This is a genomic window from Mesorhizobium sp. CA4 (assembly GCF_020165075.1).
In the GTDB taxonomy this organism is placed as follows: Bacteria; Pseudomonadota; Alphaproteobacteria; order Rhizobiales; family Rhizobiaceae; genus Mesorhizobium.
Genome location: NZ_JAIUHK010000027.1, coordinates 25,486 through 44,360, shown reverse-complemented (window position 1 = coordinate 44,360; position 18,875 = coordinate 25,486). Strand labels below are relative to the sequence as shown.

The window sequence follows — 18,875 nt, the reverse complement described above, 5'->3', positions numbered from 1 at the left end:
GATGGGCGCCTATATCCTGCGCCGCATTCTTCTGATGATCCCGACGCTGTTCGGCATCATGGCGATCTCCTTCGCGGTCATCCAGTTCGCGCCGGGCGGCCCGGTCGAGCAGGTGATCGCCCGGCTGACCAATCAGGGCGGCAACGATCGCCTCGGCAGCGGCGGCGGCGATGCAGGCGCGACCAATTTCGACGTTGCCGGCGACGTCGGCTCGAAATATCGCGGCGCGCAGGGGCTCGATCCCGAATTCATCAAGAAACTAGAAAAGCAGTTCGGCTTCGACAAGCCGCCGCTCGAGCGGTTTGGCATGATGCTGTGGAACTATATCCGCTTCGATTTCGGCGACAGCTATTTCCGCGATATCTCGGTGCTGAACCTGATCCTGGAGAAGATGCCCGTCTCCATCTCCATCGGCCTGTGGATCACGCTTCTGTCCTACCTGATCTCGATCCCGCTCGGCATCCGCAAGGCGGTGAAGGACGGCTCGACCTTCGATGTATGGACGAGCGGCGTGGTCATCGTCGGCTATGCCATTCCCGGCTTCCTGTTCGGCATCCTGCTCATGGTGCTGTTCGCGGGCGGTTCGTTCTGGGACTGGTTTCCGCTGCGCGGCATCGTTTCGGACAATTGGGATCAGCTGTCCTGGCCCGCCAAGATCGCCGATTATTTCTGGCATATGACGCTGCCGCTGACGGCGCTCGTGCTCTCGGCTTTCGCCACGACCACCCTGCTCACCAAGAACTCCTTCCTTGAGGAAATCCGCAAGCAATATGTCGTGACGGCGCGCGCCAAAGGCCTGTCGGAGCGCAAGGTGCTCTACGGCCACGTCTTCCGCAATGCTATGCTGATCGTGATCGCCGGCTTTCCCGGCGCCTTCATCTCGGCCTTCTTCACCGGCTCGCTGCTGATCGAAAACATCTTCTCGCTCGACGGCCTCGGCCTGCTTGGCTTCAAGTCGGTGATCGATCGCGACTATCCGGTGGTGTTCGCCACGCTTTACATCTTCTCGCTGCTTGGCCTGTTCGTCGGCCTTTTGTCCGACCTGATCTACACCTGGGTCGATCCGCGCATCGACTTCGAGCGGAGAGACATCTGATGGGCGAGGCGGCGATCGAACGCGCGCCGACGCGGCCTCGCAGGCCATTTCTGTCGCCGCTCAACCAGCGGCGATTGCAGAATTTCAAGGCCAACCGGCGCGGCTACTGGTCGCTCTGGATCTTCCTGTTGCTGTTCGTGCTGTCGCTGTTCTCAGAGCTGATCGCCAACGACAAGCCGATCATCGCCTCCTACAAGGGCGAGATCCTGTTTCCGGTCCTGGTTGCCTATCCGGAGGAGAAGTTCGGCGGTTTCTATGCCGTCACCGACTATCGCGATCCGGTGATCCAGGACGAGATCAACTCCAATGGCTGGATGATCTGGCCGCCGGTCCGTTACTCCTATCAGACAGTCAACAACGCCATCCCGGAACCGGCACCGGCAAAACCATCATGGCTTTACGACAAGAAGACCCGCTGCAGCCAGTATCCGCAAGGCGAGGCCGATGCCAACTGCACCGTCGGCAACTGGAACTGGCTGGGCACGGACGACCAGGCCCGCGACGTGCTGGCGCGGGTGCTCTACGGCTTCCGCATCTCGGTTCTGTTCGGCCTGATCCTGACGCTTGGCTCCTCGCTGATCGGCGTCGCGGCCGGCGCGGTGCAAGGCTATTTCGGCGGTTGGACCGACCTTCTCTTCCAGCGTTTCATCGAGATCTGGTCGGCGATCCCGGTGCTCTATCTGCTGCTTATCATCTCGGCCATCCTGCCGCCCGGCTTCTTCATCCTGCTCGGCCTGATGCTGCTGTTTTCATGGGTGGCGCTGGTCGGCGTGGTGCGGGCCGAATTCCTGCGCGCCCGCAACTTCGAATATGTCAACGCGGCGCGCGCGCTCGGCGTACCAAACCTCACCATCATGTTCCGCCACCTGTTGCCGAACGCCATGGTGGCGACGCTGACCTTCCTGCCCTTCCTTCTCAGTGGCTCGATTTCGACGCTGACCTCGCTCGACTATCTCGGCTTCGGCCTGCCGCCCGGCTCGGCCTCGCTCGGCGAGTTGCTGAAACAGGCGCAGCGCAACCTCAACGCCCCCTGGCTCGGCATCTCCGGCTTCATCGTGATTTCGCTGATGCTGTCGCTGCTGGTCTTCATCGGCGAGGCGACGCGCGACGCCTTCGATCCGCGCAAGACGTTCAAATGACTACAATGCGGACCGGCACCCGGCATGTTATATTCTCAGTGTGGCGATACGAATTAAAGTGCGCGTAGGTGAATTGGCAAAACTACTGGCGACCATGATTGGTGAATATCTGCACGTTCTCCGCGCCGCGATCCACGAGAAGACGGAATTATGAATAAGGTCATCCTCGAGCATTATCCCGCATCGAAACTTCCGGACGAGTTGCGAGAGGGCATAGCCTTGAATGCCTCGGTCACAGTGACTGTGGAAGAGGAGGCCAAACGGCCCCTTGACCGCAAGCAACTGCTTGAACTTATGCGGAACGCCCAGGCCAGCGCTCCAGGGACAAGCCTCGAAGAGGCCGTGGCGCGTGTTCGTGCCCTCCGTGACGAGTGGGAGGACTGATGGCCGCCTTCCGGCTTTACGTCGATACGAACATTTTCATCTACGCTTTCGAAAATAATGACGCTCTTGCAAGAAAACTGCTTCAGCTCGTCTCTTTGAACGAGGGCAGAAAGCAACCTTTCATCGCGACAAGCGAGATCGTGTTGGCTGAGTTGATGGTGGACCCTCTGAAAAAGGGCAATGAGTCGCTTATCGAGCTTTATGACAATATCTCGACTGGTAATGCCTTTGTTTCGATTGGGATGGTAACTCGTGAAGTCCTGTGGCACGCGGCACAGCTTCGTTCAAAATTCGTTTCTCTCAGGCTACCCGATGCGATTCACCTCTCCACGGCAATGCACTTCGGCTGCGCACAATTCCTGACTGCCGATACCAGATTGAAGGGCGCTTATTCTGTCGCACCGGACAGACTCGTTCCTCCGCAATTGACGGCCGAGATCTCGATTATCCGACCGGAAATTTCCGTTCTCGATAAAATCATTACGGAAATCGAAGGATGACCGCTCCCCTGCTTTCCGTCCAAGATCTGAGCGTCGCCTTCACGCAGGGCGGCAAGCAGGAGATCGCTGTCGACCATATCTCATTCGACATCGCCAAGGGGGAGACGCTTGCCCTGGTCGGCGAATCCGGCTCGGGCAAATCGGTCTCGGCGCTTTCGGTGCTGAAGCTCTTGCCCTATCCCGCCGCCAGCCACCCCTCCGGCAAAATCCTGTTCGGCGGCGCCGACCTGCTCGCCATGAACGAGAAGGCGTTGCGCGGCGTGCGCGGCAACAAGATCACCATGATTTTTCAGGAGCCGATGACCTCGCTCAACCCGCTGCACACGATCGAGCAGCAGATCGTCGAGGTGCTGCAACTGCATCAGGGCCTGCGCGACGCCCCGGCCCGCGCGCGCACGCTGGAGCTGCTGACCGAGGTCGGCATCCGCGATCCGCAGAAACGCCTCGACGCCTATCCGCACCAGCTCTCCGGGGGCCAGCGCCAGCGCGTCATGATCGCCATGGCCTTGGCAAACGAGCCGGAGCTTCTGATCGCCGACGAGCCGACGACCGCGCTCGACGTCACCGTGCAGGCGCAGATCCTGGAGCTGCTGGCCAAGTTGAAAGCCCGCAAGGGCATGTCGCTCCTGTTCATCACGCATGATCTCGGCATCGTGCGCAGGATCGCCGACCGCGTCTGCGTCATGACCAAGGGCAAGATCGTCGAGAGTGGCCCGACCAAGGATATCTTCACCAACCCGCAGCACGACTACACCAAGCATCTGCTCGCCGCCGAGCCGAAGGGCAAGCCGCCCGCAGTCAACCCGGGCGCCAAAGCCGTCATGACGGGCAAGGACATCAAGGTCTGGTTCCCCATCAAGAAGGGCTTCTTCCGCAAGACCGTCGACCATGTGAAGGCCGTGGACGGCATCGACGTCACGGTGCGGGCCGGCCAAACACTGGGCGTGGTCGGCGAGTCCGGTTCGGGCAAGACGACACTGGGCCTGGCGCTCGCCAGGATGATCTCCTCGAGCGGCAGGATCAATTTCAACGGACGTGACATCAACCAGCTCTCCTTCAGCGCCATGCGGCCGCTGCGGCGCGAATTACAGATCGTCTTCCAGGATCCGTTCGGCTCGCTCAGCCCACGCCTCTCGGTCTCCGAGATCATCGAGGAAGGGCTGAAGATCCACGAGCCGAAACTCTCGGCCGACCAGCGCGACGACAAGGTGGTCGCCGTGCTGAAGGAGGTCGGCCTCGATCCCGAAACGCGCCACCGCTACCCGCACGAGTTCTCCGGCGGCCAGCGCCAGCGCGTCGCCATCGCCCGCGCCATGGTGCTCAACCCGCGTTTCGTCATGCTCGACGAGCCGACCTCCGCGCTCGACATGAGCGTGCAGGCGCAGGTGGTCGACCTTTTGCGCAGCCTGCAGGCCAAGCACAATCTCGCCTATCTCTTCATCAGCCACGACCTCAAGGTCGTCCGCGCCCTTGCCAACGACGTCATCGTCATGCGCAATGGCCAGATCGTCGAGGCGGGACCTTCCGAGCAGATTTTCAGCAGCCCGCAAACCGACTATACGCGGGCGCTGATGGCGGCGGCCTTCAAGATCGAGACCGCACCGACCGGTGTGGTCAGCGAGTAACCCGACCCGCACTGGCGAAACAGGGAAGAAAATCCGAGAATGGAAAAAGGGAAAATCCTGCTTGCCCTTACGGGCATCCACCCGCAGCGCTGGCACGAGTTGCTCTCGGCCGAGCGGGAGGTCGTGCTGGAGCCGAACGGCGCCGACGATCCGTCGATCACCTATGCGGTGGTCTGGAAGCAGAAGCCCAACCTTCTCAAGTCGCTGCCCAATCTGCGCGCCATCTTCTCGATCGGCGCCGGCGTCGACCATGTCTTTGCCGATCCCGGTCTGCCCGACGTGCCGATCGTCAAGATCGTCGCCGACAACCTGACCCAGCACATGGTCGAATATGTCGTCTGGCGCGTGCTCGACCACCATCGCCAGGCCTCGCTTTACCGGGCTCAGCAGCAAAAGAAGATCTGGCACGATCCGCCGCAACGGGTGGCCGGCGACATCTCCGTCGGCATCATGGGACTTGGCAGTCTTGGTCGCGCCGCGGCTTCGGCGTTGCTGTCGCTCGGCTTCGCCGTCAATGGCTGGTCGCGCAGCGACCGGCCGATGCAGGGCGTTTCGACCTATTCCGGCGAGGCGGGGCTGATCCCGTTCCTCAACGCCACCGATATCCTCGTCGTGCTCTTGCCGCTGACCCCGCAAACGCAAGGCATCGTCAATTACGGGCTGCTCAAGGAACTGCGCCGGCGCAACGGCCTCGGCGGCGCCGTGCTGATCAATGCCGGGCGCGGCCGCCTGCAGAAGGATGCCGACATTATGCGCGCGCTGGACGACGGCACGCTGAAGGAAGCGAGCCTCGACGTGTTCGAGGTCGAGCCGCTGCCGAAGACCAGCCCGCTATGGAGCCATCCGAAAGTGTTCGTCACGCCTCATGCGGCGGCGACGTCGGATCCGGCGCATCTGGTGCCGATCATGCTGCGCCAGATGGCAGCTTACGAGCGCGGCGAGAAGCTCGAGAACCTGGTCGACAGAGAGGCGGGGTATTAATCGAGCGACAAACTCCAGTCGCGGAAGCATTGCTTGATCGACCGCAGCGAAGACAGCCGCAGCTTCGGCAGCTCGAGCTCTTCGAACATCGCTTGGTATCGCTTGCGGTTTCGCGGCGTCACCACGGCAATGTGGCGGATCATGTCCCACTTGATGCTGTCGCGCCCGCCTTCCAGCGCGCCATGCCGCTTGGTCTCAAACAGCGTTCGCCGAAAATAACGCAACAGACTTGCGGGCGTGGAGATATCCAGCAGGATCAGACCTGTCGCCCGTCGAAAGCGCTGCGTCATGCAAACCGAATAGTTCCCGTCCATCACCCAGTGTTCGCTGGCGATGGCTGCATCGTGCAGGGTGATGAATTCGTCCTTTGGACGCTGCTGCCAATCCGTATTGGGCAGGTGAAAGAGCTGATCGAGGTGAACGGCTTCCAGACCGCGCTTGCGCGCGATCGCGTTGGCAAGGGTGGACTTGCCGCTGTTGGACGGTCCCAGGATGCAGATGCGGTCGCCAAAGTCTGAGAGGTTCATGGAGTGACGGCCTTGGACCCGTTCCGGAGAAAGTGCTCGGCGGCCGGCTTTGACTACTCCGCAACGAACCCCGTCCGCAATCGCGTCAAGGGAAAGCGCGGCGAAGAAGCCCGGCGATCGGTAGATCGCCGGCGGAGCATCGGACGATCAGGAAGGTTTCGAGCCGGGCAGCCCGAGTGTCTCCTTCTTCTTCGGCTTGCCGCAGTCGCGGCGTTCGATCGAGCGGTTCATGGCGTCGATCTCGCCGCTCGCCTTGTTGCTGGCGCGCTGCGCCTTGGAGCGCGTGTCGGGTATGAAGGGGCCGAAGCCCATGGCCGGATTGGAAAAGCTCGGCTTGGCAGTGACGGGCAGATTGTTCTGCCGCGCCAGTTGATTGCGCTGCGCCAGCAATTGGTCGCAAGGCACATCGTCGTATTGCAATGAGGATTGGACATCCTCGTCCTGACGCTCGGCCATCGACGTGCCGCCGACACAGCCAGCGACAGTCAGGCAAGATGCCAATGCAACCATGGTCCAGCGCATGGATATCTCCTCATGGTGTCCGCCCCGCGCAACCCGGACCATGCCATTCAGGCTTTTTCGCAGCAAGGCCGACCTCATGCCGTTGCCGGATTCCCCACCTCGGCGGCTGCCGCGGGGACGCCGGCCAGGATGGCCAGGCCTTCGACCGGATCGTGCCGGTCATGCCTGATAACCATGCTTTCCAGCGACAGGGCTGCAAGCCCGTTGGCGCAAAGCACGCGCCGCGCATAGGCCTCGGAATGGGCGTAACGCCGAGATGGCAAAAGGGCGAAATCATCGCCGCCGGCAAGCGTCTCGAGCGAAAAGGCGAACAGGCCATCCTCGGCAAGCATGCCGGCCACCGCGCCGACGATGCGTTCGAGCGCGCCAAGATAGATGAACACATCGGCCGCGACCACGAGGTCGGCCCTGTCGCCGGTGCGGGAGAAATGCTGCAGGTCGGCCTTGGCGAGCCGGTCATAGATGCCCTTGGCCTTCGCCTTCCTCAGCATGCCGGCCGAGATGTCGTAACCCTCCAGCCGGTCGGCGAGCGGCCGCAGCCTTTCGCCCATCAGGCCGGTGCCGCAGCCGAGGTCGAGGGCTAGCCGGAACCGGCCGGGCCTTGCCTTGCGGATGGCGCGCTCGAGAAAATCCGGCAGCCCATAGCCGAGCTTCTGGACAAGCGAGTCCTCGAAACTGTCGGCATAGTGATCGAACAAGGTCTCGACGAAGGCGCTGGGCGGCGCCGCCGCGGCCGGCGCCTTGCCGATCAGTTGAAGCTTGAGCGCGGCGCCAAGGCGATCCGCGAGGTCCAGCTTCAGCGCCATGGCCCAGGCCTGCGCGGCCTGGTCGAGCAGGCCAGCCGCCTCCTGCATCTCGCCGAGGCGAAACCAGCCGGCAGCCCATTGCGGCGCCAGTTCCATCGCGTCGAGCAGAAGCTCGGCCGCCTGCGCGGGCTTGCCCGAGGCGAGCAGCATCTCGGCGAAATCGGCGCGGCGATCGGCGTTCAAGTCACCCGACGAGGCCTGGAGCGGTTTCATCTTTTGAAGAATCCCACCGGCGAGGCGGGGCCGGCAAGGGGCTGTAGGACGAGTCAGCAGTCTCTTGCAACAGGCTTCCCGCGCGGAATTTAGCCACTATGTTCAAAGCCATGCGCGCCAGCGACCTGCTCAAGCCCCGGCCGGAGGGCCTCTACTGCCCGCCCGGCGATTTCTTCATCGATCCGGTGCGGCCCGTCGGGCGGGCGCTGATCACGCATGGCCATTCCGACCACGCGCGCTCCGGCCACCGCTCGGTGCTGGCCACGCAAGAGACGCTCGACATCATGGGGCTGCGTTATGGCGAGGATTTCGCCGGAACGACGCAGGCGGCTGCGCTCGGCGAAACCCTTGACATCGACGGCGTCGCCGTCACCTTCCGTCCGGCCGGACATGTGCTTGGCTCGGCGCAGATCTGCGTCGAGCATGGAGGCATGCGCATCGTCGCCTCCGGCGACTACAAGCGGCAGAAGGACGCCACCTGCCTGCCGTTCGAGCCTATCCCGTGCGATGTCTACATCACCGAAGCGACCTTCGGCCTGCCGGTGTTCCGCCACCCGCCGGACCATGAGGAGATCGCGCGCGTGCTCAAATCGGCGGCGCAGTTTCCCGAGCGCTCGCATCTGATCGGCGCCTACGCGCTAGGCAAGGCGCAGCGCGTGATGCGGCTTTTGCGCGACGCCGGCTACGACCGGCCGATCTATATCCATGGCGCGCTGGCCAAGCTCAGCGAATATTATCAAAGCCAGGGCATCGATCTTGGGCGGCTCGAGCCGGCGACGGTGGAAAGCCGCGGCAAGGCCGATTTCGCCGGCGCGATCGTCGTCGGCCCGCCATCTGCCTTCGCCGATCGCTGGGCGCGGCGTTTTCCCGACCCGATCTCCTGCTTCGCCTCGGGATGGATGCGCATCCGCCAGCGCGCCAAGCAGGGCGGCGTAGAGCTGCCGCTGATCATTTCCGACCACGCCGATTGGGACGATCTGATCATCACGATCAAGGAAACCGGCGCGGAGGAAATCTGGGTCACCCATGGCCGCGAGGAGGCACTGGTGCGCTGGTGCGAGCTGGAGGGCATCGCGGCGCGGCCGCTGCATCTCGTAGGGTATGAGGACGAGGGCGATTGATGGTGTTTTTTGATCCAGAAATCGCCACCGCCGCGATCCTTCACACCCCCCTCTGGCCTGCCGGCCATCTCCCCCGCAAGGGGGGAGATCGGATGTCGCGACGGCCTTCGCCAATTTCCAACGTCGCGGGAGATGCGACAGCACCGAAGCTGCCAATCTCCCCCCTTGCGGGGGAGATGTCCGGCAGGACAGAGGGGGGTGCCTCGCGCCGGCCTTCGTCATTGGCGTGCCGCCCATGAACCGCTTCGCCGAGCTCCTCGACCGCCTCGTGCTGACGCCGTCGCGCAACGGCAAGCTGACGCTGCTGACCGATTATTTCTGCAGCGTAGAGGATCCCGATCGCGGGCTGGCGCTCGCCGCCATCACCGGCGATCTCAACATCGCGGCGGTGAAGCCGGCGATGCTGCGCGCGCTGGTGGTCGAGCGCATGGACCCGGTGCTGTTCGGCTATTCTTACGACTATGTCGGCGACCTCGCCGAGACCGTGTCGCTGGTCTGGCCGCAACCACAAGGGCACATCCCCAATCATGTGCCGACGCTCGCGGAGGTGGTCGCCAGACTGCAGGCGGCAAGCCGCTCCGACGGGCCCAGGGTGCTGGCGCGGCTGCTCGACGACGCCAGCATCTCGGCGCGCTTCGCCATCATCAAGCTGGTCACCGGGGGCTTGCGCATCGGCGTGTCGGCGCGGCTCGCCAAGCAGGCGCTGGCCGACCTCGGCCAAGTCGACGTCGCCGAGATCGAGGAGCTCTGGCACGGTCTGGCGCCGCCTTACACCGAGCTGTTCGCCTGGCTCGAGGGCCGGGCCGAAAAGCCGAGGAGCGCAGCGCTCGCACTGTTCCGGCCGGTGATGCTTTCCAACGCCGTCGACGACAACGACCTCGAAAAGCTCGATCCGACCGATTATGCGGCGGAATGGAAGTGGGACGGCATCCGCGTGCAGGCGGTGTGCGAAGGCGGTGTGCGCCGGCTCTATTCGCGCACCGGCGACGACGTGTCGGGCGCCTTCCCGGACCTTGCCGCCGCCATGAATTTCGAGGCGGCGCTGGACGGCGAGCTGCTGGTCGGGGACCCGCGCGAGGCGACCGGAACCTTCTCCGACCTGCAGCAGCGACTGAACCGCAAGAGCGTGTCGCCAAAGATCCAGCAGCAATATCCGGCTTTCATGCGCTGCTACGACGCGCTGCAGATCGACGGCGAGGACCTGCGCGCGATGCCTTTCGCCGAACGCCGCAAGCGACTCGAGGCTTTCGTCAAAACCCTCGACCCGAGCCGCTTCGATCTCTCGCCGCTGGTCGCGTTTTCCGATTGGGAGACGCTGGAGCGGCTGCGCCAGGCGCCGCCGCATCCGATCATCGAAGGGGTGATGCTGAAGCGCTGGGATTCGCCCTACCTTGCCGGTAGGCCGAAGGGCCCGTGGTTCAAGTGGAAGCGCGACCCGCACACTATCGACGCGGTGCTGATGTATGCGCAGCGCGGCCACGGCAAGCGCTCGAGCTTTTATTCCGACTACACGTTCGGCGTCTGGTCCGGTCCGGAGGGATCGGAAGAGCTGGTGCCGGTCGGCAAGGCCTATTTCGGCTTCACCGACGAGGAGCTGAGAGAAATCGACAAATATGTGCGCGACAACACCATCGAGCGTTTCGGCCCGGTGCGCTCGGTGCGCGCCGACCGCAGGAACGGCCTAGTGCTGGAGGTGGCGTTCGAAGGCCTCAACCGCTCGACCCGCCACAAATCGGGCGTGGCGATGCGCTTTCCCCGCATCTCGCGGCTGCGCTGGGACAAGCCGGCGGCTGAAGCCGACCGAATAGAGACGCTGCAGGCGCTGCTGGACGGTTAGGAAATCGGCGCCGGCGCTTCACCCGGCGCCTGCGGCGCGACCTCCCCATCAACGGGAGGTAGGGGTTGGCGCCATGTCCTACCTCCCCTCAATGGGGAGGTCGGCGCGAAGCGCCGGATGGGGTGCTGCGCTTGCGTGGACAGGTACAACGACGCGATCACTGCGCGATCGAGACGCGGATCTCGTAAATATCCACCGACTTGCCCTTCTGGTCGAAGTCGGAATTGACGGCGATGGTGCCGGCGGCGCCCGGATGCTTGTTCGGGAACTGCACGTCGAACAGATATTCGTTGCGCTCGTGGCCGACTGCGTAGCGCTTGCGGCCGCAATCGCCGAGATCGCCGAAATTGCAGTCGATCGAGATCTGCGTCTCCTTGCCTTCTTCCGAACGGGCGACGATGTCGAACATGGCATGCTTGCCGGCAAGCTTCTCCAGCACGCCCTGGCCGACATCGAAGGCAATGGCCGAACCGGACGCGCCCGAGCGGATGCGCAGGAACTGGCCGGTGTCGTCCTTCATCACCTCCGCGGCGGCGTCGGACGGCGCGCTGACATGGGTCGGGTCGGCGGGCGAGAAGACGTTGATCCAGTTCTTCGACTGGTCCGCCTCGCCCGGCTTCTGCGGCGAACCTGGCTCAGCCGGCTGCGAGGAATCCTCGTCGTCCAGCGTCGGCGTCGGCTCCGGCGGGCCAGTGTTGAGCTCGGCCGCGGTCTTGAAGACACCCGTCTGCTTGGCGAAATAGAGGCCGATGCCGGCGGCCGCGAGCAATGTCGCGACGACGAAGATCGCGGTCAGCGGCAGGCGCCGGCCCCTGATCCGCCGCTCGTCGCGGTCAGGCGCGACCTGGGCGCCGTTGCCGACCGGGGCGCCCGGCGAATCATCGAGCGAGGGCGCATCGGGAAGCGCTGTCTCATCCGGCATGATGTCGGGGACGCGCGGCAGCACGCGCGAACGCGGCCGGTCCGAAGCATCGGGCTGCACCGGGCCGTCGACGGTGATCGATGGCGACGGCGCGGTTTGCGACGGCGGCAGCGGCGCGTCGACCGCCGGCGCGGCCGATTCGGCCGGCGCTTCGACGTGGGGATCCGGCGCGCCATTGCCGGCGGGCGCGACGTTTTCCGGCGGCAGCGTCACCTCTGGCACGGCCGGCAGGAACTCCGATTCGATCTCAGTGATCTTGGCCTGGACTGCCTTTCGGCGGCTGATGGCGGCCTCGACCGTGACGTTCGGATTGGCCTGCAGGACGCGGTCGAGCGCGGCAAAGGCCGATCGATAGACCTTCTCTCGGAACGCACGGTCCTCGGCATTGCCTTTCTCGAAGGCATTCCGGATCGCTTTCTCGATGGGGTCCAAGCGAGCTCCCTCTGCGCGTTCGCTCCCGGTTGTCTGATCGTTAGCCGCGGACGACCAATCAATCAACGGCGAGCGGCTGCCTTGCCGGCCAAAGCCATTTCGGCATTTTTTGTTGAAGAATCAACATTTTTCGTCACCGCCGGCACGGCCGCGCCGGCCAGCGGGGCACAAAGGACGGCCGGGCCGCGCGCCACCACAGGCCGCGCCTAGCGCCCGTCGCGCGGTAACCGTAGATCGGAATTGCCGCCGCCGAGGCCGGAATTCACCGCTGCCCATCTTGAATTAGCGAGCAGTTGAGTCTATCACCCAGCCCATTCTGGAAGCCTGACGCTTCCCGGGCCGCTTTAGCTCAGTTGGTAGAGCACATCATTCGTAATGATGGGGTCGCGTGTTCGAGTCACGCAAGCGGCACCAAGACTTCCCAAGGCTTTGCAGGTTTTGGCAGCTAGAGCGAAAAAACGCTTGCCAACAGTCTGCCAACAATCGCCGAGCCTCATTTGTTCACCCTTTTCAGCGCCCTCGACAAGCGTCGGCTGAACATCCCGACCGGTCCTAGAGCGTCGGCCTCTCGCTCGCCTCATATGATTTCCGATTCGCCGGAAGGCTCGAATTCATGTCTCAACGATTTGACACGGAAGAGGTGCAGCGAACAAACGTCTGCACTACCTAGGTCAAAAAGGGCCAGGTTCCGACCGCCAGAGGTGCACAGGCTCTTATACATGATCCCATCGAACCCCTGGCCATTCAGGGACTCGGCAATAAATTGGGTCACTCTGTATTGCTGTTCTTCACCACTCTGAACCGGCCTGGAAAATGCATCGCTGGCGAACCCCCATGCTGCCTCTGATCGATAGTCAGGAGTGTCGTCTCCGCCCATATACAGCGGAAACCCGCCGCCGGTTTTGACGCAATTTGCGATGCGCAATGGCTTTGTGACCTTGAATTCAGCCACCGAAAAGTCAACACCAAACCACGGTCGTAATTCAGACATCGCGGTTTCGGCATCGGTGGCAAGATACAGGATAGGGACGCCGGCCGGACTAGCGCGATTGACCTTAGCAAATTGAGCGCTGGGTTTCATCCGCTCTGGACGAAACGCATAAACGTTGATCCGGCCATCCTCCGTCTCAACCACATCGTTTCCTATCTGCGCGCGCCAAAACCGTTCGCCCGGTTTCAATGCGACTGCTCTGTGATCGGCGCCCGAATGTAGTGCGGACAGGAATTCCTCGGCCTCCTGTGAGAGCGCGCGGGATTCCGGATAAATTATCTCATTGCGAAAGCGGTTGTACCGAGTCAGTTGTGTCAGGTTGATGTTCAACTCGGTCTCCCAGAATCCTACCGTTGCAAGCAATGATACACAATCCGGACCAATCCAGACTCAACCGACGGGACGAGCGCGTCAAAATCCAAGGAAAATGCACACATCACGCCTCTCAACGGCCGTCCGGGCGCCTGGAATGGCGCCGGCGGTCGACACCGCGCCCCGCTATTGCGGAAAAGCCAGAAAAACGCGAACATACACACCAAGTCGGGGTTCATCTGGGAATCCCGGTTTACTGGAGTTCCAAACAAGAACGGATCTCAAATATAGAGGCGCCTCCGATGACCGAAGATGATGACTTCCAGTTTTTCGACCGCGTTATTAAGCTCAAGAACGAAGAGGTAAAGAGTTTTTTTTCGGACCCTGAAGGATACCTAAGGAGACATGGAGCGCTTGACGGACTTCCGGAGTTTAACGGTGTAATGGTCGCGGGCAATAAAACACTCGAAAGCCTTGCCGCCGCGGGCCCAATAGAAATAGATATCGTTCACCACCCCGCTCCATGGAGAGATCGATGCTCATGGTGGATACAACCTTAAATGAAAAGGGATGGACCGACACCCATCCCTCGATTGTTGATAGATTACTCTCAGGAGCCTAGGCTCGCTTGGATGTTAGGGAACTCTCATCCGTTTTAGACTGCACAAGTTCCAGCACATGACGGTGTCCGGCGTCAGCGCTGATGGGACCAAAGTGGCTTAACTGAGAGCAGGACAGGGAAAGCGCCGGTCGCTTCCTTTTCTGGCGAGTGCACAAACTTCGGCCTGCGGCACGGAGCCCTGCGCGATTCTTCAAGCGTGCGGCAGTGCGATTTCTTTTTTTGGCGAGGCCTTGCAGGAGCAACTTGAGCTTCCCAACTGATCATACGACTCGGAAAGAGCCGCGACGTTTTTTTGGGTTTTCTAAAGCCGGCAAGCGATTAGAGAAAAACCCAGGCGTTGGCCCATGCGCGAGGCGGCTACAATTGGAGGCCCCGCGCTAGATGAGGGAGGTGGCCATGGTCACTTTCGTCGTTGAGGCCAGCCATTCAGCTGATAGCAGTTGCTATCGGCTTGTGCTGCGTTTCAGTTTGACGTCAGTCATGCTGATTTTTGCACGAATGGCCTGAACTAGAAGGGCATCCCGGCAACGGGGTGCCCTTTTGCTGTAGGCAGGCGAAGCAAAGGGGGGTCGGCTTGTCTGAGGACGTACAGCGGATGACGCACTGCCTTCAGTGTCGTCTATCCATTCCTGAAGGCGCTCAGGTTTGCACACACTGCCATTCCTATCAGGATTGGCGACGCTGGTTTGCCGTTTCAAGCACAGTGCTGGCATTGCTCACAGCTTTGATATCGGTTCTCAGTTTCGCCGTGCCAAGCTTCGTAAGCCTCCAGCACACGCCTCATTCGGTGCTAGCTCCTCCGATTATCTCGCTTGACGGAACGACGATTCGTTTGATGATCGTCAACAAAGGTGATGCGCCAGGGGTATTCGTCCGTGCAACTACCAGGAGCGACTATCTCGCTCCCGCCACCAAAATACGGCTGCGGGACGATCAAAAGGCAATCATCGCTCCTGGAAGCAATCTTTTAATGTTTGATGTGGTTCCGCTTCTCAGCCAAGATCAATCATATAAAAACTCTTTGGAGATGATGAAGATGGTTCTCAAGGGTGAAAAAGCACCCGAAACTGCCATCGTATTCGTGTTTGGCGACTCAGATGGGAAGCAACGTGCCACGAGCCTTTCGTTGGATGTGGATGATCTTTTTGAACTAATGCGCGCGAATTCCGACCGATGCTCAGCGGTTAAGGAGCCCGATTTTTATAACGGTTGTATTGGCCCCGGCGATATTGAGATGGCCACCCCCGATTCAAATTGACCACTACTCCGGTCATTCGCTTTGCCTATCTCTGCAAAAAGTTCGGCGTAGGTGTCGGCGAGGGCTCGGGCGATTTTCGCCTGCAGCTTCGCCCGGTGAAGGGGTTGCCAGTAGCCGGCACCCATCGCTTGCTTGTGCTCGCGTGCGAAGGTTAGGTCGGCCTCTAGCGCCGCCTGTTCTTTGGCAACGATGGCCTCGGCCGCCGCCGCCTTACGCTCGGCGGCGGCGTGCAGTTCTGAAAGCGTTGTCACGATTTTTTCCGGCGCCTCATGATGATGTCAAAGCCGAGCGTTTGCGCCACGGCGACCAGGCAACCAAGGGTCGGTTCCCTCAAGCCGCCGTGCCAGGCGTAAAAGGAATTCATGCAAACGCCCGACTTCAATTCCATCACCGCCACCGGCATGGCGATGCGCTGGCGCTCGGCCTGCAAAGCAGACATCGCGCGGCGTTGCTGACTAAGATCAAACTCGTCAATCAACGATAGGTCTTCGGCCGCGTTCATTGGGGTTCCCCGCATCAGTTTGGAAGCAAGCCCGCATCGCGGGCCACCTCGACCGACACCGTCAACACGTGAAGCGGGCCGGCGGGTGACAGGTCCGCGTGAGCTAGAGAAATCCAGCCCTCGCGGCCCGTATCGTTGTCGCGGACCAGGGCGGCCCGTTCGTAAGCGTCAAGCACCTTGACGGTGCGCGTATAGACCTCGGCGCCCGCGCTCATGGCCTGCCCTCGTCGCGCGTCTTGGTGCGCTCTTTGGAGGTCACGAACTTTTCCACCGTCTCGGCGCGGTACAGGATACGTCCCTGTTTCTTGACGTAGCCGGGACCGGTGCCGAGCACGCGCCAGCGGGCAAGCGTGGCTTTGCTCACCCGAAGGATGCCGGCGACGTCATCGGCGGTGAGAAGGGCGTCGCCATTGCTGGCGATGGCCGGCGAGGCCTCGCCAGGCTGGCCGAAGGCGAGGGCGAATGCCTCGGCCTTCGCGTTGAGGTCCGCAACCGCCCTCTCAGCCACCGCCAGCGCCCGGCGGGCGCCGGTCGCTGCGATCTGAAATTCGCGAACCAATTCAATTCCGGTCATTGTGGCGCCCCTCAAGCCGGATTGAATTCGTCGTCGTCTTCGTCAACGCCGAAGACATCGTCGGCACCGGCGCCGCGCTCGGCGTCGCCGTCCGGGTCGTCTTCCAGAATGACGCCATCTTCATCGTGCGGGATCTCTTCCGCCTCGGCTTCGATGACGGGACCGGCCGGCTTCTTTTCCTTCGCCTTCTCGGCTTCCTTCGCCGCCGTCATCGCGGCGTGGACACCCCGAGGCCTGCCCGCCGGCTTCGGCTTCGCTGCAGGCGTTTCCGCCACCGTCTCGGGCTCGGAAGCCGCCGGGGTGATGTCCCGAAGGTCCATAAGGTCCGCCACCTCGTCGGCGCTCGGCATGCCGTTGAGAATGTGCGGGGCATAGAGGCGGCCGAAGAACGCGGCGGCGCGGTACATCAGCATGAGGTCCGGCATCGTCACCCACTTCGAACCGGGGCGGAAATACCAGCCTTCCGCCACCGCCATGGCGATGGACACGGTCGGGCCTTCCAACACCTCGCCGGTTGCTTTCTCGACCGCGTAGGCAGTGACCTCGATATTGTGGACCTTGGCCTTGACGGTTTCTTTGGAGCGATTGCCCTTCGGGCCGGTCCAGCGCTCATAAGCGACCTCTTGTTCGCCGAGCACCTTCTTGCGGAACCTGATGGGCGAAAACAGGCCGCACGAATTCAGGGCGCCGATCACGAATTGCGAAGCCCAGGAAGGCCGGCCCTCAATCACGTTGAGGTTCTGCATCACCATGATGGGCGGGATTCCCATCCGGTTCGCCATGTCGAGGGCGACCAGGGCGTTGCCCATGTTTTCCTCGCCCCGGTAGTTCACCGGCACAAGGTTTGAGCTTGTCAGCGCCTTGCAAAGCCGCTGGCCCGAGGTGAAATCGGCCTCGCTAGAAAATACCGATATAGCCCGGTGCGCCTGGGGTTGCGGCACAACAACGGCGTTGTTTACGGTGGTCATAGGTCACTTGCCTTTCTTCGGCTTCGGCTTCGAAAGCCGAAGGTTGCGGTATGAGGTTGCTGGATAGGTGATGGTTGACGCTTCGCGGTGGACGGTGCCGGCGGAAAGCTTCCAGCCGCCGCCGAACACCGTTTCCGTGTCTTTGATGAAATCGAGCAGTTCGGCCGCCGCGCGCTTTTTGTCTTCCTCGGCGGCCTTGAAAACGATGTCGGCGTCGAACTTCGCGGCCATCAGGGCCTTGAGCTTTTCCGGATCAAGTTCCGGTTCCTCACCGGGAATATCGAGGTTGAAGCTCTTCGCCACGGTGGCGTGCCGGTACAGCGTGCGGATGGTTTCGTAGTCCGCCAGGTAGTCGGCGGCCGGCGCTTCGGCGCGCTTCACGCGGCTATGCATGTCTTCGACGCGGACGACAATTTCGGCGATCACCTCGCCGTCACGTTCGCGCCGGAATGCCTTGACGGTGTTGCCGCCGATAAGACCGGCCACGGCACCCCACAGCAAACCAGTAACGGCAAGCTGATGCTGCACTTGAAACTCGATATGCGGGGGCGCCTCTTCGTCTGACCAGTCTTTGCCGGCCACGAAAAAATCAACGTTCTTGATCTCAAGCACGCCGAAGCCGAGTTCCGGGCGGGCGGGGTCTGTGATGATGTAGTCGGGCGAAGCCCCCATGCCGGCCACGGCCTTGGACCTCGCATAGAGGAAGGGGTGTGCATCTACGATCTGCCAACCGTTATCCTCGCATACCCCTTGAGCGATTGCATTTTGCAAACGCTTACCCCAAAGCATGCGCTCGGTTTCTTCAAACTCGACCGTGATGTTCCCTGCCATCCGGTGGAACAGGTCAAAGGGCGTCATGTATGGCGAGCACCCGAACAGCGCTGCCGCGCTTGTCGCGGTGATGTCCGGCTTGCGAAGCTTGTGCCAGGTGCTTTCTTTGCGCGGCCAGAACCATTCGGCCTCGGCGGAGTAAGGGGCCTTGCTCATGCGCGCACCTCGGCCAACGCCGCCGCCGTGATGATGGCGCGGAAGTTGCGCCAGCGGCCGGCGTGGAAGACGCCGAGGGTTTCGATGGTGTGTCCACTAAGCGGCATCGCGCCGCCAAAGCCGGCGGGCTCAAGCCACGCCTTGTCGACCCGGACCTCGTCGCTTTCCGCGACCCGAACCTCGGCGAGCAAGGTTCCGAGGGGAACGGTTACGCCGATGGTGAGGTCGCGGTCGCTGGCGGCGTGCTCGATATGGCCGTCGATGGCGGTGGCACCTTCCCATTCGGCGACAAGGTGGTTCGGGCTTTCAAGCCCGCCGCTAAGCCACTGGCCGAACTTATCGAAGGCACCGATACCCTCGGCCACGAACCAAGCGAGGCGGCCTAAGATATCGCGCGCCGGCCCGTCTTCCCCTTCTCGAAAGGGCCGCAACGGCCCCACCTTTTTACCGCCTTGGGAGCGATAAATTCCGCCTGTCGAAACCAGCATGTGACCCCGAATCCTTCGTTTGCATTTTGCCAACTGTTTGTAATATGCAAACACGCTATCGGGAGCGT

Annotated in this window: 22 protein-coding genes and 1 tRNA gene; 11 read left to right on the top strand and 12 right to left on the bottom strand. The window is 62.1% G+C overall.

Features of this window, described 5'->3' with window-relative positions; all coding sequences use genetic code 11:
• Position 1: 1 nt before the first annotated feature.
• The 6 genes from LB528_RS21150 (at position 2) to LB528_RS21125 (ending at position 5,725) form a co-directional block, all read left to right on the top strand.
• A complete protein-coding gene (locus LB528_RS21150; protein WP_224716179.1) occupies positions 2-1,096 on the top strand; it encodes a microcin C ABC transporter permease YejB in 1,095 nt (364 codons plus the stop codon).
• Positions 1,096-2,235 carry an ABC transporter permease gene (locus LB528_RS21145; protein WP_224716178.1) on the top strand — a complete coding sequence of 380 codons (1,140 nt, stop codon included), beginning with the start codon at positions 1,096-1,098 and terminating at the stop codon, positions 2,233-2,235. The genes LB528_RS21150 and LB528_RS21145 overlap by 1 nt, the downstream gene beginning before the upstream one ends.
• Positions 2,236-2,385: 150 nt before the next feature.
• A complete protein-coding gene (locus LB528_RS21140) occupies positions 2,386-2,619 on the top strand; it encodes a hypothetical protein (protein WP_224514159.1) in 234 nt (77 codons plus the stop codon).
• Positions 2,619-3,119, top strand: coding sequence for a type II toxin-antitoxin system VapC family toxin (locus tag LB528_RS21135; RefSeq protein ID WP_224514161.1), 501 nt, complete (start codon positions 2,619-2,621; stop codon positions 3,117-3,119). The genes LB528_RS21140 and LB528_RS21135 overlap by 1 nt, the downstream gene beginning before the upstream one ends.
• Positions 3,116-4,744 (top strand): ABC transporter ATP-binding protein, encoded by a 1,629-nt coding sequence (locus LB528_RS21130; RefSeq protein WP_224716177.1) that lies wholly within the window; start codon positions 3,116-3,118, stop codon positions 4,742-4,744. The genes LB528_RS21135 and LB528_RS21130 overlap by 4 nt, the downstream gene beginning before the upstream one ends.
• Positions 4,745-4,783: 39 nt before the next feature.
• A complete protein-coding gene (locus tag LB528_RS21125) occupies positions 4,784-5,725 on the top strand; it encodes a 2-hydroxyacid dehydrogenase (RefSeq protein WP_224514166.1) in 942 nt (313 codons plus the stop codon).
• Here LB528_RS21125 and LB528_RS21120 read toward each other — a convergent pair.
• The 3 genes from LB528_RS21120 to LB528_RS21110 all read right to left on the bottom strand — a co-directional run bounded on the left by LB528_RS21120 (position 5,722) and on the right by LB528_RS21110 (position 7,793).
• Positions 5,722-6,252, bottom strand: coding sequence for an AAA family ATPase (locus tag LB528_RS21120; RefSeq protein ID WP_224514167.1), 531 nt, complete (start codon positions 6,250-6,252; stop codon positions 5,722-5,724). The genes LB528_RS21125 and LB528_RS21120 overlap by 4 nt on opposite strands.
• A 147-nt stretch (positions 6,253-6,399) precedes the next feature.
• Positions 6,400-6,774, bottom strand: a complete 375-nt coding sequence (locus LB528_RS21115; protein ID WP_224514169.1) for a hypothetical protein — start codon at positions 6,772-6,774, stop codon at positions 6,400-6,402.
• Between the two features lie 74 nt (positions 6,775-6,848).
• On the bottom strand, positions 6,849-7,793 hold the full coding sequence (locus tag LB528_RS21110; protein WP_224716176.1) for a class I SAM-dependent DNA methyltransferase: 945 nt from the start codon (positions 7,791-7,793) through the stop codon (positions 6,849-6,851).
• 110 nt (positions 7,794-7,903) lie between these two features.
• On the opposite strand from LB528_RS21110, the gene LB528_RS21105 reads away from it, so the two are divergent.
• On the top strand, positions 7,904-8,914 hold the full coding sequence (locus LB528_RS21105; protein ID WP_224716210.1) for a ligase-associated DNA damage response exonuclease: 1,011 nt from the start codon (positions 7,904-7,906) through the stop codon (positions 8,912-8,914).
• Positions 8,915-9,149: 235 nt separating this feature from the next.
• Complete coding sequence (locus LB528_RS21100; RefSeq protein ID WP_224716175.1) at positions 9,150-10,751, top strand: cisplatin damage response ATP-dependent DNA ligase; 1,602 nt, start codon at positions 9,150-9,152, stop codon at positions 10,749-10,751.
• Between the two features lie 157 nt (positions 10,752-10,908).
• Here the strand turns inward: LB528_RS21100 and LB528_RS21095 are convergent, their stop codons facing one another.
• Positions 10,909-12,105, bottom strand: coding sequence for a hypothetical protein (locus LB528_RS21095; protein ID WP_224514176.1), 1,197 nt, complete (start codon positions 12,103-12,105; stop codon positions 10,909-10,911).
• Between the two features lie 338 nt (positions 12,106-12,443).
• Here LB528_RS21095 and LB528_RS21090 point away from each other — a divergent pair.
• A tRNA-Thr gene (locus tag LB528_RS21090) sits at positions 12,444-12,519 on the top strand.
• 163 nt (positions 12,520-12,682) lie between these two features.
• Here LB528_RS21090 and LB528_RS21085 read toward each other — a convergent pair.
• On the bottom strand, positions 12,683-13,426 hold the full coding sequence (locus LB528_RS21085; protein WP_224716174.1) for an RES family NAD+ phosphorylase: 744 nt from the start codon (positions 13,424-13,426) through the stop codon (positions 12,683-12,685).
• A 284-nt stretch (positions 13,427-13,710) separates the two neighbouring features.
• Between LB528_RS21085 and LB528_RS21080 the strand changes: the two genes are divergently transcribed.
• Positions 13,711-13,968: a hypothetical protein gene (locus tag LB528_RS21080; RefSeq protein WP_224716173.1), complete on the top strand. Its 258-nt coding sequence runs from the start codon at positions 13,711-13,713 to the stop codon at positions 13,966-13,968.
• Between the two features lie 636 nt (positions 13,969-14,604).
• Positions 14,605-15,288 (top strand): hypothetical protein, encoded by a 684-nt coding sequence (locus LB528_RS21075; RefSeq protein ID WP_224716172.1) that lies wholly within the window; start codon positions 14,605-14,607, stop codon positions 15,286-15,288.
• Here LB528_RS21075 and LB528_RS21070 read toward each other — a convergent pair.
• Genes LB528_RS21070 through LB528_RS21040 form a run of 7 tightly spaced genes read right to left on the bottom strand, consistent with a single transcriptional unit; the run spans position 15,231 to position 18,807 of the window.
• Positions 15,231-15,539, bottom strand: a complete 309-nt coding sequence (locus tag LB528_RS21070; protein ID WP_224716171.1) for a hypothetical protein — start codon at positions 15,537-15,539, stop codon at positions 15,231-15,233. The two genes, LB528_RS21075 and LB528_RS21070, sit on opposite strands and share 58 nt — an antisense overlap.
• Positions 15,536-15,790, bottom strand: a complete 255-nt coding sequence (locus LB528_RS21065) for a hypothetical protein (RefSeq protein WP_224716170.1) — start codon at positions 15,788-15,790, stop codon at positions 15,536-15,538. The genes LB528_RS21070 and LB528_RS21065 overlap by 4 nt, the downstream gene beginning before the upstream one ends.
• Positions 15,791-15,804: 14 nt before the next feature.
• Entirely contained in the window at positions 15,805-16,005 is a 201-nt protein-coding gene (locus LB528_RS21060; RefSeq protein WP_224716169.1) for a hypothetical protein, read from the bottom strand.
• Positions 16,002-16,364, bottom strand: a complete 363-nt coding sequence (locus LB528_RS21055) for a helix-turn-helix transcriptional regulator (RefSeq protein WP_224716168.1) — start codon at positions 16,362-16,364, stop codon at positions 16,002-16,004. Before LB528_RS21055 ends, LB528_RS21060 begins: the two co-directional genes overlap by 4 nt.
• An 11-nt stretch (positions 16,365-16,375) precedes the next feature.
• Positions 16,376-17,332 carry a recombinase RecT gene (locus LB528_RS21050; protein WP_224716167.1) on the bottom strand — a complete coding sequence of 319 codons (957 nt, stop codon included), beginning with the start codon at positions 17,330-17,332 and terminating at the stop codon, positions 16,376-16,378.
• Between the two features lie 3 nt (positions 17,333-17,335).
• Positions 17,336-18,319, bottom strand: coding sequence for a YqaJ viral recombinase family protein (locus LB528_RS21045; protein ID WP_224716166.1), 984 nt, complete (start codon positions 18,317-18,319; stop codon positions 17,336-17,338).
• Positions 18,316-18,807: a hypothetical protein gene (locus LB528_RS21040; protein WP_224716165.1), complete on the bottom strand. Its 492-nt coding sequence runs from the start codon at positions 18,805-18,807 to the stop codon at positions 18,316-18,318. Before LB528_RS21040 ends, LB528_RS21045 begins: the two co-directional genes overlap by 4 nt.
• Between the last annotated feature and the right edge of the window lie 68 nt (positions 18,808-18,875).

Bases quoted from the DNA above. Each gene is read 5' to 3' on its own strand.
- LB528_RS21150 (WP_224716179.1), top strand. From the start codon at position 2: ATGGGCGCCTATATCCTGCGCCGCATTCTTCTGATGATCCCGACGCTG.
- LB528_RS21145 (WP_224716178.1), top strand. From the start codon at position 1,096: ATGGGCGAGGCGGCGATCGAACGCGCGCCGACGCGGCCTCGCAGGCCA.
- LB528_RS21140 (WP_224514159.1), top strand. From the start codon at position 2,386: ATGAATAAGGTCATCCTCGAGCATTATCCCGCATCGAAACTTCCGGAC.
- LB528_RS21135 (WP_224514161.1), top strand. From the start codon at position 2,619: ATGGCCGCCTTCCGGCTTTACGTCGATACGAACATTTTCATCTACGCT.
- LB528_RS21130 (WP_224716177.1), top strand. From the start codon at position 3,116: ATGACCGCTCCCCTGCTTTCCGTCCAAGATCTGAGCGTCGCCTTCACG.
- LB528_RS21125 (WP_224514166.1), top strand. From the start codon at position 4,784: ATGGAAAAAGGGAAAATCCTGCTTGCCCTTACGGGCATCCACCCGCAG.
- LB528_RS21120 (WP_224514167.1), bottom strand. From the start codon at position 6,252: ATGAACCTCTCAGACTTTGGCGACCGCATCTGCATCCTGGGACCGTCC.
- LB528_RS21115 (WP_224514169.1), bottom strand. From the start codon at position 6,774: ATGCGCTGGACCATGGTTGCATTGGCATCTTGCCTGACTGTCGCTGGC.
- LB528_RS21110 (WP_224716176.1), bottom strand. From the start codon at position 7,793: ATGAAACCGCTCCAGGCCTCGTCGGGTGACTTGAACGCCGATCGCCGC.
- LB528_RS21105 (WP_224716210.1), top strand. From the start codon at position 7,904: ATGCGCGCCAGCGACCTGCTCAAGCCCCGGCCGGAGGGCCTCTACTGC.
- LB528_RS21100 (WP_224716175.1), top strand. From the start codon at position 9,150: ATGAACCGCTTCGCCGAGCTCCTCGACCGCCTCGTGCTGACGCCGTCG.
- LB528_RS21080 (WP_224716173.1), top strand. From the start codon at position 13,711: ATGACCGAAGATGATGACTTCCAGTTTTTCGACCGCGTTATTAAGCTC.
- LB528_RS21065 (WP_224716170.1), bottom strand. From the start codon at position 15,790: ATGAACGCGGCCGAAGACCTATCGTTGATTGACGAGTTTGATCTTAGT.
- LB528_RS21060 (WP_224716169.1), bottom strand. From the start codon at position 16,005: ATGAGCGCGGGCGCCGAGGTCTATACGCGCACCGTCAAGGTGCTTGAC.
- LB528_RS21055 (WP_224716168.1), bottom strand. From the start codon at position 16,364: ATGACCGGAATTGAATTGGTTCGCGAATTTCAGATCGCAGCGACCGGC.
- LB528_RS21050 (WP_224716167.1), bottom strand. From the start codon at position 17,332: ATGACCACCGTAAACAACGCCGTTGTTGTGCCGCAACCCCAGGCGCAC.
- LB528_RS21045 (WP_224716166.1), bottom strand. From the start codon at position 18,319: ATGAGCAAGGCCCCTTACTCCGCCGAGGCCGAATGGTTCTGGCCGCGC.
- LB528_RS21040 (WP_224716165.1), bottom strand. From the start codon at position 18,807: ATGCTGGTTTCGACAGGCGGAATTTATCGCTCCCAAGGCGGTAAAAAG.